Genomic DNA, 16,685 nt, shown 5'->3' with positions numbered 1-16,685 from the left:
TGATAATTATAAATTATTTGAAAGCCGATAAATAGTGATAATTATATGAATAGTGTGCCCAAACTCTTTCGACAACAGTATTTATAAAGGTTTTCAATAAACTTTTTTACAGAAGAATGCACACTAATATATGTAATTTTAACTAAATTTGCGCAACAAAAACGCCTGAAATTGTCCATCAGGCGCTCCTGTTCCAAAAAATATTCACGTGAAAATTAAATCACTGCTTTCTAAACTTTCTTCTCTATCCTTTTCTAGACTTCGATTTGTTCGATTGAGTAGTACGCTTCTATAATGAGCGGCACGATGGAGTTTGCCTTTAAGGGCTCGGGAGGTACTTTCAATAGGTAGGTCCATTCCGTTTGAGAAGATCACTCTAACCTTTTTCCGGTCAATGGATATAATGTCGTCAATATGTGGCTGTGAAAGCCAAATGCAGGAGTCTTTTCGTGGTGATTTCGTGGGAAAGAAGAATATATCAAGCTTCGTATCAATCATAATAGGAGGAAAGCACATCCTCCCCAAAATAATCTGTGCTGCATCTTTCTTGCCATCGTATGTACTTCCATAATAAGGACAAGAATCTTTGATGATTCGAAAAGGCTTTTTCTCAACAAGTAAGACGGCATCTTCTTCATAAATTTCCGCGCAAACCCTTCCCCATTGATTAATAAATGGTTGAATAGCAATGGTCCTATTCGTAATTAAATACTTTTCCACTTTCTCGTGCACAATTCTACGCTTCATTCATAACCTCCTAAAATGTTTTTTAATTCCCCAATAACCTAAACCCTCCATAGTACAAATTGCCCTAAAAATTTATACTACATAGTAATATTTTACCATTCAACAAAACATGTATCTATATATTTTACCAATGATTTTCAAAATATTTCGTTTATTCATAAGTTAAGCGGGTGAAGATTCGTTTCTTCACCCGCTTTCTTTATTTATTTTGTCATTTCTGACGCGCTATTTCGTTTATCAATCAAAATAATTATTGCAGGAAGAATGAACAATGAGCTGATTAGACATAAGAAAGTATCAAACACGGTTGTGATTCCGAACGATCGCAGCATCACAAATTCAGAAAAGATAAGTGTACTAAACCCTGCCATAACCGTTAAACCCGATGCCGTAATCGCCCTTCCGATTTTAGAAATTGATTTAATTAGCGCTTCGTCACGTGATAGACCGTTCTCAAGCTCTTCCTTATAGCGTTCCATGATTAGGATGGTAAATTCGCTTCCGATACCAAGAACGAGTGAGCCAAGTACAGCCGTTAATGGGTTGATCTCAATATTTAACATGAACATCATGAGAGAGGACCAGCCTACAACAAGTACAATAGGTAGAATTGGATACATCGCCATTTTCCATCTTCGGTAAGCTAGCAATAGCCCGGCGATAATCGCAATAACTCCAATACCTGCAGATATGTGACGGTTTTCTGTCATCGATCCCACTGATTTGATGTTAATGACATTTGAGCCTGCTGGCTTCATTTCCACTCTAGAAGGAGGATTGATGTTTTTCTCGATCTGATTCAGCAGATCCGCTTGCTCCTTCATACCGATATTTCCAATCGTAAAAGAAACAGCTGCAGATTCTTTGTCTTTTGATAAAATATTGCTTTTTAATTCATCGGGAACTTGTGCCAAGATGCTGTCAATCTCAGCTTTTGTTTCTGGGACTTTCCCCTTGTTTGCTTGTTTCATAATGGATGCAATACTTGTTGCTGTCTCGATTTCCGGATGAGCTTTTCGCTGTTGTTCCTCATAAGCAGCAATCCATTTAACCACATTTGGATCCGTTACGTCTTCGGACTTAAGAATAAATGAAATCTCGTTAGTCGAACCAATGATCCTTCGAACCTCATTCAACTCTTTTAACTCTGGCGCTTCTTGCGGCATTAAGTTCTCAATATTTGTTTCAATTTTTAGCGAGTGGTCTATATAGAATCCTCCAGCTGAGAGCAGCACACCAACGGCCAAAAGAAGTAGAGGCTTCTTTACAGTTAATGTAGCTACTCTTTCCATAAACCCTTCCATTCTACTTGGAGTCGATATGGTTTTTGGTGTAACTTGACGATCACGCAGCATAAATACGGAATACATCAACATTAAGCTAACGGTGTAGGAAACGATAACACCTACAGAAAGCATGATTCCGAAATGTTGAATCATTGGGACTTTTGATATAAGTAATGTTATGAAGCCAAGGGTCATTGCAAACACAGCGATTCCTACAGCTGGCCCCATTTTCTTAATTGATTGAAGAATAGCTTCTTTTACAGGTTTACCAGTTTTTAATTCCTCGTCATACCGGTTGTGAAATTGGATGGCAAAATCCGTCCCAAGACCAATTAAGATCGGCAAAATTGCCATTGTTACCATACTCATCGGAACTCCGATATAGCCCATGATTCCAATCGTCCAGAATAAAGACATAAGCACGACTGGAAGTGCTAATAGTCTCCATTTAACGGGAAAAACGATAAAGAGTATGGCTGCCATCAACACTAGTGAAAGGCCAAGCATGATTGACATATCTTTCATCATGCTATTGTAGATTGCTCCATAAATCTTTGGTGTTCCAGATATCTTAGTATGGAGATTAGAGAAACCTGCTTGTTTTGTCATGTTACTTACTTCTTCTGTTAAATCAGAAAGTTCGTTATAGGGAATTCCCCCTTTTACTTTCATGATAATTAAGGCGTGCTTCCCGTTTTGGGGCATAAACGTTTTAAACATCTCGTTTACATTTCGGTTTTTGTCTAGTACTAGCAGTTTTACAAATTTTTCATTTTGAAGAGATGGTGCTCCAGCTGCTCGTAAGGAGGTAAGATTTGCTCCTGACTGTTCGTTTACCTTCTTCATAAATGACATTTGCGCTTTCTGAGCTGCATCTTGTTGCTGAGCAGGAGTTGCACCTCTTGCAGCAGCCTCCTGAACGGCTTTTTCAACCGTTTCTTGCAACTGCTTTTTCATCTTCATCTGTATTTTTGTTGCTTGATCCGTCCCGTTTTCAATCATGTTGTAATAGCTGAATGCAGATTGAATTTCCTTCTTCTGCACTAATTCACTCTGAAGCTTGTTAATGGCTGAGAGATTAACTGTTGATAACAAATCACCTTGCTTACCTGAAAGCAGGATGAACAGGGTATCGCTACCAAATTCATCATGATATTCTTCTGTAGCTTTATAGATTGGATCCTTGTGAGAGATCATCGTCCCCTGCCCCAGATCAACTTGAACTTTGGTCACACCAAACCCAAGTACCAATGTGAAAAGTAATAAAAGGACAATAATTTTTTTGGGGCTTTGCCTAATTTTTTTCGCTAAAAAGCTGAATCCTTTACTCATCTATTATTCCTCCACTTATTAAAACTGAACAAACTGTTCATTATCAAACAGGTTGTTTAAGGAAATAATAGGAGATAGTGAAGGTTTACTCAATGTTCAAAAATCAAGCAAGTGTATAATACTCTACAGATTAAATTCGTTTGTATAGTTTCCTTGTAATCTTTTACAAAATGACGATATTTGTTCAATATATTTTATTGAACACACTGTCTGATAGTATGATACATTTTAGATGAGGAGGGATTTGAGCATGTCCGAAAAACATGATCTTCGTATTATAAGAACAAAAAAGTTAATTAGGGATGCTTTCCTAGAACTAATCAGTCAAAAAGGATTTACATCGATAACTGTTCAAGATATCGCAGATACAGCAACGATTGGCAGAGGTACCTTTTATCTGCATTACAAAGACAAATACGATTTATTAGACCAATTGACAGATCAAACTCTTACTAAGCTTTCAGAACTTATTCAACCATCTTTTCATTTTCGTGAAAACAAACTGAATTTTGAAGAACTGAAGCAGATGCTTATTCACGTGTTTGACGCGATACGTTCAGAACAAACATTTTTTAAAACAATGCTTTCGAGTCATGACACACCGAATTTTACTCAACAATTGACACAATTTTTCTTTAACAAATTTGCAGCAGAGTATGAAAATCTGAACCTTTCTCAAAAAAAGGAAGTACCTAAAGGAATTCTTATCAGTTACTTGTCTTCAGCCATACTTGGCGTTATCATTTGGTGGCTGCAGAACGATATGATGTATGCTTCACAATACATGGCGGAGCAAATTACAAATCTTCTAATTAACGGTCCAGCCTCCATATTTGATGTTGAATACTAAATTAAAAAAAGTCAGTGAATGATCTTCATTCACTGACTTCCATGATTTCTGCATTACTATATGAATAATAAGGTTTATCGATTTTGGTAAGTTGATGTGCAAAGCATAAACCTATTGCACTAAAAAGCAGCGTAACAATTAGAGTGGTTATGCCTGGATTTTCATTAACCGTCTGCCATAAAGGTGTATGTTTCAAATTTGTTAAAGAATCCAGTTCACTTCCTCTAATTTCGTAAAGGATAGCCCATGTTTGATAAATTCTTGCAAGATTAAATCCGAAAACTGCCACCAGTGGTGAGTGGTGTTTTCACAATATCTCCTTTTAGCAGATCTTGAACCACAAGCGCTGTTACCCCGCATTGTCCTCTAGCTGGATTCTCTTTCGTCCATTTGGAGCTTGTCTTGATGGACCATGCTTTATGCAATTGATCCTTTAATGTTTGAATCCTTTCGTCTAGCAACATTTATTCCTCCAAACGAAATACACTTTTTTGACATTATAAAAAGACTCTTCTACCACATCCAAAAGCAACTAAGGTTACGAAAACAGCCTATTTTTATTATTAAATCGCCAAAATCACTTTCTCTTCAGCATGTACGATGTATATGCTATAAATTTTATGTTTCAACTTTTGTCTTAGTTCGAGAGGGATCGTTAATGCACCTCTTTTACTGATTTTCTGAGTAAATTCCCTCGTCATATTTTTATCTATGATAATGACATCATCTTCACAATCAATGCCTACGATTGATCCATTGCTAATCGCAAACTCTTCTCTCCAGCGAATTGGTATGTAAATATAACCTCTCTCGTTGTCATAATACTTATCTTCCAGCTTATACATAATTCACCTGCTCTTCAAGAATCGGGAAACTTTATTTTACTATAATGTGATGAAGTGGTGAAGTCTCAACAATAAACTATATGTAAAATTTACAATCCTTTTAATTCTTTGCCAAAAGAAAAAGCCAGTGGATGACACTCATTCACTGGCTTCCATATACGCCTCTGGACTTATTCAAATTACAACTGGAGAAACTGTCTGCGTCTTCATTTTATGTCTAAACTAATACTATAAAGACATTACGAACGGAGATAAGTTATGACAGACACTTTTACCAGAAAACAACTTACACTTGAACTTTTGCTGCATATCACACTAACGTCATTAACCCTTGTAACCCTGATCATGCTGCTACCGACCATTCAGCCAATCTTTAAATTGATCGGCATCGGGCTTGCGATCGGTATCGTAACTTTTGACTTACTCTTTTTATGTAAACGTAATCTGCAATCCTTAAAAATCACTCGCCTGATCGCGCTCTATTTCTTTGCCGTCAGCATGTTCGTGTTTGCTATCTTTTACGTGACAAAACTGTTAGTGCTAACAGACATGTACGGATTTGAAAACTTATTAAAGTTACATGAGTCAGCTGCCAAATTCATCTACTTAGCCATTTGTTTCGCACAGCCAATCATCTTGCCTCTGCCTGAAGTCGTAACGGTTGCTGCGGCTAGTGCTGTATTTGGACCGTTCACAGCAATTTCCGTAGGATTTCTCGGAACACTGACTGGAATCATCGTGATGTATTTCATCGCAAGATTTGGTGGACAGCGCATTGTTTCAAGGTTTGTAAAAGAAGAACACCTCACAAAGTACCAAACTTATGTACAGAGAAATGAACTCCTCTTTTTAGCTATTATGTTTATCATTCCAATTTTACCGGACGAAATCATTTGTATTGGAGCAGGACTTGGCGGGGTTACGTTTCGACGGTTCTTTATTATTGCAGCACTATCGAAGCTGTTCACCTCTACAATCTTTGCTTACTCCGTGGAACTAGCGAAGATCTTCTCTTTAACAACGACTGAATTGATGGTGTATGCTTCAATCATTGCGGGAGTTGCATTTATCGTGACAACGTTGATTAAGAAGAATTTGAGGCAGAAGGAAAAGGCTTAATACGAAAAGCTGCTCCCAAAGAACATATCGTTCTAAAGGAAGCAGCATTTTTATTCAAATTCGTTAAGAGTTAATGCGTACCAAATCAATACAGGTTAGATCAAAGGTGATGAATCTTCTTCTCGTTTCCCCTTGAACAACCGCATCATATGAAAACGTTGCACAGTTCTTCCCAGCATCAATTTTTACTAGAGTGAATAATGTGGGTGAAGTTGAGCTGTCTAAACGAAGCGGTTGACCACCTAAAATAATATAAAACTGATCAGCTCTGCCAACAGGCGGAATTGGAGCAACTGCAACAAGGGAGATCGGAACAAGCAATTCTTCACCCTCACTCAATTCTAAAGTTGTCGCAAACGGAAGATATCCTTGGGCTGCAGCACGGAGTTCATATGTGCCATCTGGTATCCCCAGTAATGAGAATACCCCTGATTTATAAGATGTAACTTCACTCACTAAGGTACCTTGTAAGGTAAATAGACTAATGGTGACTCCAGCTAACGGTCTGCCTGTTCGGCTGTCTGATACTTGACCTGTAATATCTCCATCCGCACCAGCACTTAACGCAAAGTTAACCCCTGTTCGATTCTCCCCGCTTCTAAGTGTGAGTGACAACGAGTCTTCCAAATATCCTTCTGCATCTGCTGTTACCGTGTATATGCCTGCACTAAGATTTCCAATCAAATAAGTTCCATCGTTACCCGTTGTTGCACTGCCTACAACAATACCATTTTCGTCTAAAACGTTTACTTCAGCATTACTTAGTGGTCCGTTACCTGAAATAGTCACTATACCGCTAATTGAAGACGGTGTACCAGGCAGAGCAAAGTTCTCTACTTTCGTCTCGTTCACTAACAAAATCGACTGTCTGCCATCTGTACCATATCCTTGAGCAGACGCTCTTAGTGTATACGTCCCATTACTTAGCCCTGGGATTGTATAAAATCCATCAATGTTTGTAAGTGCTACAGCAACAGGGCGGCCGATTACAGCTAGTGCACCCACTTCAGCATTAGCAATACCTATTTCAAAAGGGGCGCTTGACAGATCAAACGTCTCTACAATAGCACCTACTATTGGAAGTCCAGTATCTGAATCTGTTACAAACCCCGAGAACAAGCTTGGAACTGCAATTAAGTTAAAATTAACGACGCTTTGAGTATTTGGAGCAGCAGTAAACTCCAACACACTGCTTCTATAATCAGAATTTATGGCTGAAAGGCTAAATTCACCCGGCAGAAGACCATCAACTAAATAATTTCCGTTAGTATCAGTCTGTACCTCCGCTATGACAACACCGTTATTATCCGCTAATCGAAGCAGTGTATTAACAAGCGGCTGAGAACCGTCCGCATTTCGCACAGTCCCTCTAACACTTGAAGAAACAGGTGCCAATTGAAGATCGGCGAAAGCAGTACTTCCTGGTTCAACCAAGATTCCTGCTGAGTCGTTTCCAAAACCTTTTTTCGTTGCGACGACCGTGTAGTTTCCGTTTTGTACTTGGCTAAAACGATATCTCCCTTGTTCATCTGAAAGAGTTGAAGCAACGACCGGACCAGAAGGACTTATTAAACGAAGTTCAACACTTGATTTAGCTACAAATGCTCCTGAAGCTGCATTTGTTACTACACCTTCCACATTACCTGGTTCAAAGGCTAGCGGTAAATTTGTAACTGTTGTCTCGTTTGCTTCGATAAAAACACTAAGTGAACGTTGTTCAAAGCCCCGCGAACTGACAATCATGGTATAAATGCCAGGCAGAAGATCCAAAACTCTATAAGCACCGTCTGACTGTGTTAATACTGTGGTCACAACAGCTCGAGTTGCATCAATGATCTGAATCACTGCACCTGCTAATGGAACACCATTTATATCTGAGATTGTTCCAATAATGTCACCCGTTTCAAGGGAAATAGCTAAAATGACTTGCGTTGTGGCACCATTCTCAATAATACTACCTTGTGAAATATTGCTATAACCTGGTTTGACAGTTGAGACAACAATCGTACCTTCTTCAACATTTTGCATTGTTAAAATACCGTTTTGATCGGTTATACCTGATGTAATCGGGATACCCGTTTCGTTAAAAATGTTCGTTACAACACCAGATATTGGATTACTCGTTGCTGCATCAATTACCCTAACTGTTAACGTGCCTCCGAGTGCAGTAAGTAGTGGATTAAGAGAAGTTTCTTCACCTGGGTTCACTTCTACACCAAACGCACCAGCATTATAGCCTCTTGTTGTTACGGTCAAAATATAATTTCCTTGTCGAATCTGCTCTATTCTATACGTACCATCAGGCTGAGCAAGTACGGTGGTAATCAAGCCATTATTAAGGTCGAAAAGACTAATCTGAATACTTTGTTGCGTAATTGGGTTTCCATTTTCGTCTGTAATCGTTCCGGATATACTGCCAAATAGGCTAGTCAAAGCTAGATTACTAGTTGTCTCTGCGTTACTGTTTACGACGGCTCCGATTGACGATACTGCGTAACCTGATCGATTTGCAGTCACTTGGTACGTGTTTGGCTGTAAATTTCTAAAGGAATAGCTTCCGTTCTGTTCAGTGACGGTTGATGCAATAATAATGTTGTTCAGTAAAACATTAATAACAGATCCAGCTAAAGGGACACCGTTTTCATCTGTAACGGTTCCTGTTATCGTGCCAGGTTCAGAGATTAAATTAAATGTTACGTTAACCGTTTGTCCTGGCGCAATCGTAACCCCTTCCGTATCACTTGTGAAATTCGGTGCCACAACTGTAACTGCAAACGTGCCTAGAGGCAGGTTGCCAATAAAGAACGTACCATCTCCATTTGAAACAGCGGAGCCGATCACCGTACCATTTACATCAACGACTTTTACTCCAGCGCCTCCAATTCCTCCATTTGGACCAGAAACTAGACCTGATACAAAACCAGGATCTGACAATAAGAAACCGTCCACTGTCGTTGTAGCGTTTGCTAAAATAGATGCTCCTGCTGAGAACGTATTATAGTTGGGTGTTGTCATGGATACGGTATACTGCCCTGGCGAAAGCCCGTTAATCACATAAACACCTGCATTGTTTGTCACGGCGCGGCCAGCAGGCTGAACACTCGTTCCAAAAACCAATCGAACGATTGCACCGGCGTTCGGTATACCCGTTTCTTGATCAATAATCGTTCCAGTAAGAATTCCAGGAAGTGCCGTAAGTTCAATGTCAACAACCTGTGTTTGACCAGGTGCAACGGAGAATCCAACAGAATTCGTCTCATAATCTGGGTTGAATGTTCCTAATGAATAAATTCCTGACGTAAAGTTCTCTATTAGATAGTTTCCTTGATCATCCGTTTGAACCTCAGCGAGTTCAGCACCATTCTCATCAATAAGTCGTACAACCGTACTGATGAGGGGAATCACAATGTCTTGTGCTGAAACCCTTGCGATGGAAATTTCATTTTGAACAATTCTTGCCGTTATGACACCTCGAACGTTCGAAAGACTTGGCGTGAGAACAAAGTTTCTGATTGTTGTTACAGCATTCTCAATCAGGACAGAACCAGTGGCACTTCCAAAATTCTCTTTTGTAATCGTTAATGTGTAGGTTCCAGCTGATACAAAACCAGTGCTAAAATTTCCGTTGCTATCGGACAAAGCAGTACTGATAACCGGACCAAACGGTGAAATAGGTCTAACTTCAATAGTAGCCCCAATTAACGGATTACCTGTAAAAGAATTTGTAATATTACCAGAAACGACTCCTCCTTCTGGAATTAGGATGATGTCTACTGTTGTTTCTTGATCAGGTATAACGACACCACTTCCGATCCCCGTTCCCGTGCCAGTTCCTTTTCCAATTACTGTATATTGACCTCCAGCAAGATCATCAACCTCATAAGATCCATTCCCATCTGTAATAACAGTTGTGATTGGTGTGTTTGTTGTGTTTGAAATCTGTACGGTCGTATTGCCCCGCGGTGTCCCATCAGGATCTTTAATTGTACCTGTAATTGTTCCTATATCAGGTTGAAGGATGAGTGTTGCATTTGATAAAGACAAGGAATTGATGATTACACCTACAGAAGCTGCGCCATAACCTTTTGCTATTGCCCGTATATTTAATGGACCTGTTTGAAGATTCCCTATTCTAAAAGCTCCGTTTTGATCCGTCGTAATTGTTGCGACAAGAATACCACTTACGTCAGTGACCTCGATGAAACTACCGGAAATCAGCAAACCCGTTGCGGCGTCCTGAACAACACCTTCCACTGAACCCCGGTCTTCTTCAAGAGGGATGATAAGATCCGATACTTCCCCATTTTGTACAGTTGCCCCTACCGTAGCCGTTTGATAACCATCTGCAACTACGTTCACTTGATACGTTCCTGCTGTTAGGTTTGGAAATGCAAAGCTTCCATCTGACAACGCAATAAGAGTTTGCAGCAACACACCACTATCATTTACAAGACGAACAGAAATTTTTTGATCAGTGATCGGATTACCTGCTGAGTCTGTTACGGAACCAGAGATTGATCCTCCTACTTCTAATAAAGCAAATGAAACGGCAGAAGTTTCATTTGGAAGCACAATTACTCCAGTTTGATTCTGTATATAATATGGAGAGCTCGCGATAACAGTATACGTCCCAGGAGCTAACAGAGTTGAAGTGAAGTTTCCGGCTGTATCTGTGTTCGTTGAGATAATCGGAATTCCTTCCGGTGTAAGAATGGAGATAAGGACCCCAGCTAATCCTTCCCCCGAATCTGCGCTTATTACCGTCCCTGTGAATGATCCTCCTAATGGAGTTAATACAACCGAGAGTCCAATCAGTTGCTCACCTGGCTGCAACGAGACACCTCCTGTTGAAGATGAATAATTTTCAGCACCAGCAACAACAGTATAAGCACCTCCTGGCAAATTCCCTATTACAAAATTTCCATCAAGATCCGTTATACCGTTTCCAATCTCACTATCATTTTCATCAACAACTCTTACACTAGCATTAGATAACGGCGTTCCATTATTATCAGTAACCGTTCCTGATACGGATGCGGGATCTGGCACTAAAGCAAGTTGTACGTTTGTTGTAACATTAGATGCTACAATAACACCCGTGGAACGAATGTTGTAGTTTAGCTGATAGGCGTTTAGCGTGTATGATCTTGGGGCTACACCTTCTATTAAGAAGTCTCCTTCTGCACCTGTCGTTCTTCTCGCAATTGGTGTTGCTCCACCTGGTGCATACACTTCTACCTGAGCACCTACGAGGGGCGCAAGAGTTTGTTCATCAAGAATCACACCTGAAATCTGACCAGGTTCTGGAACTAAGAAGATATCTGCTGTAATGGTCTCCCCTGGTCCTGCATCGATTGATACTTGTCGTCTCTGATAATCAGGAATGATTGCCGTAATAAGGTATTGACCTTCCGTAAAACCTATTATTCTATAAAAACCGTTTACATCGGTGGCTACAACACGAACCGTAAATCCGTATATATCTAATAGACGAACAGCAACGTTTGCAAGTAGGTCGCCTAACTCTGAAGTAATTGTTCCTTCAACCGTTGCCGGAAACGGTTCCAGTACAAAATCTACTACTCTCGTATCATTTGGAGGCACTAAGATAGAGGCACTTGATGATCCATAGCCATCGTCTGTAAAAGCAACGACGGTATAAGGACCAGAATACACACCTTGAGTTACATAATTGCCTTGCTGATCCGTTACAGTACTCGCAATAACGGGGCCTGTTGGCGATAAATAACGGACTTGAACCATAACTTGCGAGATTGGAAGACCTGTAACAGCATCTATGATGGTTCCCGAGACAGTTCCCGGTTCAGGCGTTAATATAAAGCTTAATGATGTTGTTTCGTCCGGTAGTATGGTAAAAGTTGCACTCTGACTTGAATATCCGTCAGCACTCACAATGGCACGATACGTATCCGGTGACAGGTTGGCAAAGGTAAATTGACCGAAACTATCTGATACCCCTTTTCGATCAAGAGGCTTCCCCGACGATGAGACGATAACAATAGCATTTGATAATGGCTCTCCCGTTAACTGGTTTGTGACATACCCTGTAACAGCCCCTGGATTTTGAGTTAACGAAACAGAGATCGCAAAACCTGTAGCAGGCACAGTAACCGTAATAATCTCATTTCCGTAGTTAACTGCATTCACATTTAACAGATAGATACCCGGTGCAATCGAGTCGAATATGAAAGTGCCATCAATACCTGGATACTGCTTTGCCACAAACATGCCCGTGTTATTAGTCAAAGTTATTGAAACGGCAGTATCACTGATGGGATTCCCAGTTGCAGAATCGGTTACAGATCCTGTTAGTGTTGTAAGAATTTGAGATAACGGTATTGTAATGCTGCTTATCACACTGCTGTTGACGATAACTGCTGTCATATTTGGAGAATAACCGTCTAATTCAGCACTTACAAAATATGTGCCAATTGACAGTTCCTGAATTTGAAACGTACCGTCAGTATGTGCAATTAACGCTTGCAGCAATTCTCCGTTAGCTCCGAACAATTTTAATTGCATATTGTCTCCAGACAGCGGATTCCCATCTTCGTCAGTGACTTGCCCTGAGATACTTCCTACCGTACTTGTTAATTGGATATCAGCTCCTGCAGTCTCATCACTTTGTACGATAACACCTGTAATTTCTGTCGAATAGTTTTGAGCAGATGAAGTGACTGCATAGGAACCTGGAACAAAATTCCGAAGCAAAAAGTTACCAAATTGATCAGTTGTCGAGAAACGAACCAAAATCCCAAGACTATCACGTACAAGTATTGCAGCACCTGGAATCGGTGCACCTGTTGTAAAATCTGAAACAGTACCTGAAATAGAACCACGGGTCGTCACTAACCCAAAATTCAGATCTGTAACATCCTGACCTGGGCCGACCGCAACGTTTCCTGTCGCATTTGCATAGCCTCCTGCCCGTATAACGACTGCATAAGAACCTGCTGGAATATTGCTGATCGTGTAATTTCCATCAGCATCTGTTGTTCCACTTCCAATAGGCGTTTCATTTACATCAAAAAGGGAAACGGTCGCGTTAGACACTGGCGCACTAAGATCTGAGAGTATAATACCTGAGACATTACCAGGATTAGGTTGTACAGAGAGAGAAATGTTTGTTGTTTGCCCTGAAACAACAAAGGCTCCCGTACTTCCCACTGAATAATTAACCGCTACTGCTTTTACAATATAGTTACCTGGAGCTAAACTCTGAAACAAAAAATTGCCTTCAGGAGTGGCTGCAACTGTGTTTACGAACTGGTTATCCATCGTGTACAGCTGAAGCACAAGTCCAACAGCCGCAGGCGCTACCGTCCCTGTAATTGTCCCTGGATTAGGTTGGAGTTCGATGTTAACAAACTTCGTAAATCCAGCAGGAACAACAACACCTACAATTCTGGTTTCATATCCTTCCGCTACTGCGGTAAGTGTATAAACACCTCCAGGCAACCCAAGCGAAATGAACGTCCCATCCGTACTAGTTAATGCTGAATCTACAAATGCTCCTAACGTGTTACTAATATTAATGGTTGCACCCGTAATCGGCAGGTCTGTTAGAGAATCTATTAATCTACCTGTTACAAACCCAGGAGCCGGAACAAGGCTAATCGTAATAGAAGCAACGCTGCCTGCCGTTAACCTTACCGAGGCTGAAGATGTTTGGAAACCTTCTGCGGCAACAATGACGGTATATGTGCTCGGCATTAAATCTTCAATAATGAAGACACCATCATTGTCTGAAAAAGTTGTATTTATAATAAGCCCGTTAGAATCAAGTAGTTGCACTTCTACCGAAGCCCCTACAAGCGGTTCTCCCGTCTCACTGTTAATAATTGTTCCCGAAATAGCAGAAGGATCTGGCATTAAAGAAAAATTAACAACGGAAGCCACACCAGCTGTAATGACTGCTCCACTTAAACTTGTTTGAAAATCAACACGATTCGCTGTAACTACATAGCTTCCAGGAAGCAGTTCACCAATCACATAATTTCCATTTGTATCCGTTACAGCTCGAGAAATAAGCACATCAGAATCTGCATTTTTCACAAGAATAACTGCACCTGGAAGAATGTTTACTTCGTTATCCTGTACACTACCTGAAAGCGAACCAAAGAGAGGTTGAAGCTCTGTATTGATTGTCGTTGTTTCGTTATCCTGAATAACAGCACCAAGTGAAACCGGTGAAAACCCATCCGCTCCAATAATGACGGTATATCGATCAGGCGCTAAACCACTTATCGTAAAGGTTCCATTGCTGTCGGTAATGGTCTTTGCTACCACAATGTTGTTTAGAACGACATCCACTGAAGCACCTGTAATTAAACTTCCTCCTGAAGAAACCTCGCCTGTAAGAACCCCTGCTAGTCTTCTAAGCGTGACATCTAGCGTTGTAGATTGATCTGACTGAACATACGTACCGATCGTTTTTGTACCGTGACCATCAGAAGAAAAGGTGATTACATAAGTACCTGGAGCTAGAGAATCGACTGAGAATTGTCCATTTACATCAGTTGTTACAGAGGCATCCGTAATTCCAGAGCTATTTACAACTTTTAGACTTGCGCCTGGAAGTGTAGCGCCGCTATCTTCATCAATTACTGTTCCGATGATTGAACCTGGATTTACTAATAGATTCAAATCTACTACCACAGTTTGACCGGCACTCACTGAGAAACCGACTACATAAGTTTGAAAAGCAGGTGCACTAACACGAAGTCTGTAAGAACCAGGAGCAAGACGATTTATTACATACTGTCCTACCCCATCTGTCGTTGCGGTTGCCACCGCTATCCCCGTACCGCTCAGAGCTTCAACTATTGCACCAGCTATAGGTCCACCACTTCCTGTTATCGTTCCACTTATTGTTCCAGGATTCGGCTGTAGTACAAGGTTTGCTGTCGTTGTCTGATTGGATGGCACATTTTGCCCAATTGTTGTAGCCTGAAAATTATCAGCAGAAACCGTGAGCGTATAATGCCCAGGGATTACTGCTCCAAATGTATAAGCTCCTGTTGAAGAAGTTGTTACACTTGCAATAACTGTACCAAGATTATCTGATAACAAGACTGTCGCTCCATTAACAGCAGAACCTGCGTTTGAGGTAACCGTTCCTTGAAGAATTCCTGGAATAGCAACAAGGACAGGATTGATGACCGTTAGAGTATCAGATTGAATGACCACGGATTGCGCCACGGTCGTGTAATTTGCTTTTGAAAATTCAATCGTATAAGTACCTGGTGCTATATTCGTAAGACTATACTTACCGAATGCATCCGTTTGCGTAACGTCAACCTGTGTTTGACCCGATAAAAGTCTTACAGTTGCAGCATTAACCGGCTGAGCGTTTGAACTATCCAATAACGTACCTGCAGCGCCACCTGTTGCTTGAACATTCACGGAAATAGAAGCAGAAGCTGTGGGCAGATCTCCTCCAGTAAAGCTATCAATACCTGTTGCACGAACAGTATTTAATGCTTTCGTTCCCGCTGTGTAAAAGATTCCATTCTGTGCAAACTGTAGAGTTGCACTTGTACTAGGAGCAATGTTACCAACGGACCAAGTGAGTGTTTTCGTTGAAGGGTTGTATGCCGTCGTCCCTTGCGAAACACTGAGAACAGAAAAGAATGACACCACATCTAATGAAACAATATCAGTTACATTGAGAATATTCGCAGCACTTTTTCCTGTATTCGATAAAGTAATTCTTCCCGTCCACTCCCCAACCTGACCGGCTAGAGGTGACTGTGGTCCTGAAAGCAGTACTTTTGAAACCTGCAGGTTGGCTCGGACATTACCCGAATTTATTGTAACTGGATTGGAAAATGCATTTTGAAATTGAAACCCTTCTGAATCACGTAGAGAGTCTTTATTGTAGTTGTTGTTATTTGAAGCAGTAAAAGCGACCATTCGTACAGAACTTTGAGCAGTAATACCGAGCAATGAGAAAAATGTAGAAGCTGGAACTAGAAAATCGATAAAATAGTTTTGTGTATTATCCAATGTAGAGTCAGCCTGAACGACACGTGCGACGTCAAAATTGATGATGGAACGAGAATAGTTCGGATTTCCTTTACCATCCGTACCTTCTGCAGGATCACTCCAAGAGTTCACTTGTTTAGTTGTGTTCTGCACCAAGTTCACTCTTTTGTTTAAACCATTGACTGCAAGCAGCCAGTCATAAGTACCTGCTACACCTGTCGTATTTAACAAAACACCCCACGCAAAGTTTGCAAAAGCTGTTTTGGCACTATTTCTTGGATCTGATCGTACACGCATTCTAAAGTACACATTGATTTCATCATAAGCGAAGTAAAAGGAAGGAAAACTGGCACTCCCTACGATATCTGTTCCTGCAGGAGAGATATCACGTATCACATCTGCATAAGAAACACCGCCTACAGTAATCGCTGTAAACTGATTGTTTGTGGGAAAAGACATCCCAACACCTCCGGCAAAAAAATAACATCGATTTAATAT

General features: G+C 40.6%; 6 protein-coding genes and 1 pseudogene. 2 read left to right on the top strand and 5 right to left on the bottom strand.

Features of this window, described 5'->3' with window-relative positions; genetic code table 11:
• Positions 1-204 precede the first annotated feature (204 nt).
• Both ACOZ9X_RS07630 and ACOZ9X_RS07625 read right to left on the bottom strand, forming a co-directional pair.
• Positions 205-747 carry a competence protein ComK gene (locus tag ACOZ9X_RS07630; RefSeq protein WP_423417654.1) on the bottom strand — a complete coding sequence of 181 codons (543 nt, stop codon included), beginning with the start codon at positions 745-747 and terminating at the stop codon, positions 205-207.
• Between the two features lie 203 nt (positions 748-950).
• The gene (locus ACOZ9X_RS07625) at positions 951-3,365 is read right to left on the bottom strand and encodes an efflux RND transporter permease subunit (protein WP_423417653.1); all 2,415 of its coding nucleotides are present in this window, start codon (positions 3,363-3,365) and stop codon (positions 951-953) included.
• A 250-nt stretch (positions 3,366-3,615) separates the two neighbouring features.
• Between ACOZ9X_RS07625 and ACOZ9X_RS07620 the strand changes: the two genes are divergently transcribed.
• Positions 3,616-4,215: a TetR/AcrR family transcriptional regulator gene (locus tag ACOZ9X_RS07620; protein WP_423417652.1), complete on the top strand. Its 600-nt coding sequence runs from the start codon at positions 3,616-3,618 to the stop codon at positions 4,213-4,215.
• Between the two features lie 296 nt (positions 4,216-4,511).
• Here ACOZ9X_RS07620 and ACOZ9X_RS07615 read toward each other — a convergent pair.
• Positions 4,512-4,679, bottom strand: a pseudogene (locus tag ACOZ9X_RS07615) (YunG family protein); the annotation flags it as partial.
• Between the two features lie 99 nt (positions 4,680-4,778).
• Positions 4,779-5,060 carry a hypothetical protein gene (locus tag ACOZ9X_RS07610; RefSeq protein ID WP_423417651.1) on the bottom strand — a complete coding sequence of 94 codons (282 nt, stop codon included), beginning with the start codon at positions 5,058-5,060 and terminating at the stop codon, positions 4,779-4,781.
• Positions 5,061-5,318: 258 nt separating this feature from the next.
• Here ACOZ9X_RS07610 and ACOZ9X_RS07605 point away from each other — a divergent pair, with 258 nt between their 5' ends.
• Complete coding sequence (locus ACOZ9X_RS07605) at positions 5,319-6,179, top strand: TVP38/TMEM64 family protein (protein ID WP_423417650.1); 861 nt, start codon at positions 5,319-5,321, stop codon at positions 6,177-6,179.
• 63 nt (positions 6,180-6,242) lie between these two features.
• Here ACOZ9X_RS07605 and ACOZ9X_RS07600 read toward each other — a convergent pair whose 3' ends face one another.
• Positions 6,243-16,646, bottom strand: coding sequence for a carboxypeptidase regulatory-like domain-containing protein (locus ACOZ9X_RS07600; protein ID WP_423417649.1), 10,404 nt, complete (start codon positions 16,644-16,646; stop codon positions 6,243-6,245).
• Positions 16,647-16,685 lie beyond the last annotated feature (39 nt).

It is taken from the genome of Fictibacillus nanhaiensis (genome assembly GCF_049537595.1).
Lineage (GTDB): Bacteria > Bacillota > Bacilli > Bacillales > Fictibacillaceae > Fictibacillus > Fictibacillus nanhaiensis_F.
This window is presented reverse-complemented; position numbering and strand designations above follow the sequence as displayed.

Bases quoted from the DNA above. Each gene is read 5' to 3' on its own strand.
- ACOZ9X_RS07630 (WP_423417654.1), bottom strand. From the start codon at position 747: ATGAAGCGTAGAATTGTGCACGAGAAAGTGGAAAAGTATTTAATTACG.
- ACOZ9X_RS07605 (WP_423417650.1), top strand. From the start codon at position 5,319: ATGACAGACACTTTTACCAGAAAACAACTTACACTTGAACTTTTGCTG.
- ACOZ9X_RS07610 (WP_423417651.1), bottom strand. From the start codon at position 5,060: ATGTATAAGCTGGAAGATAAGTATTATGACAACGAGAGAGGTTATATT.
- ACOZ9X_RS07620 (WP_423417652.1), top strand. From the start codon at position 3,616: ATGTCCGAAAAACATGATCTTCGTATTATAAGAACAAAAAAGTTAATT.
- ACOZ9X_RS07625 (WP_423417653.1), bottom strand. From the start codon at position 3,365: ATGAGTAAAGGATTCAGCTTTTTAGCGAAAAAAATTAGGCAAAGCCCC.
- ACOZ9X_RS07600 (WP_423417649.1), bottom strand. From the start codon at position 16,646: ATGTCTTTTCCCACAAACAATCAGTTTACAGCGATTACTGTAGGCGGT.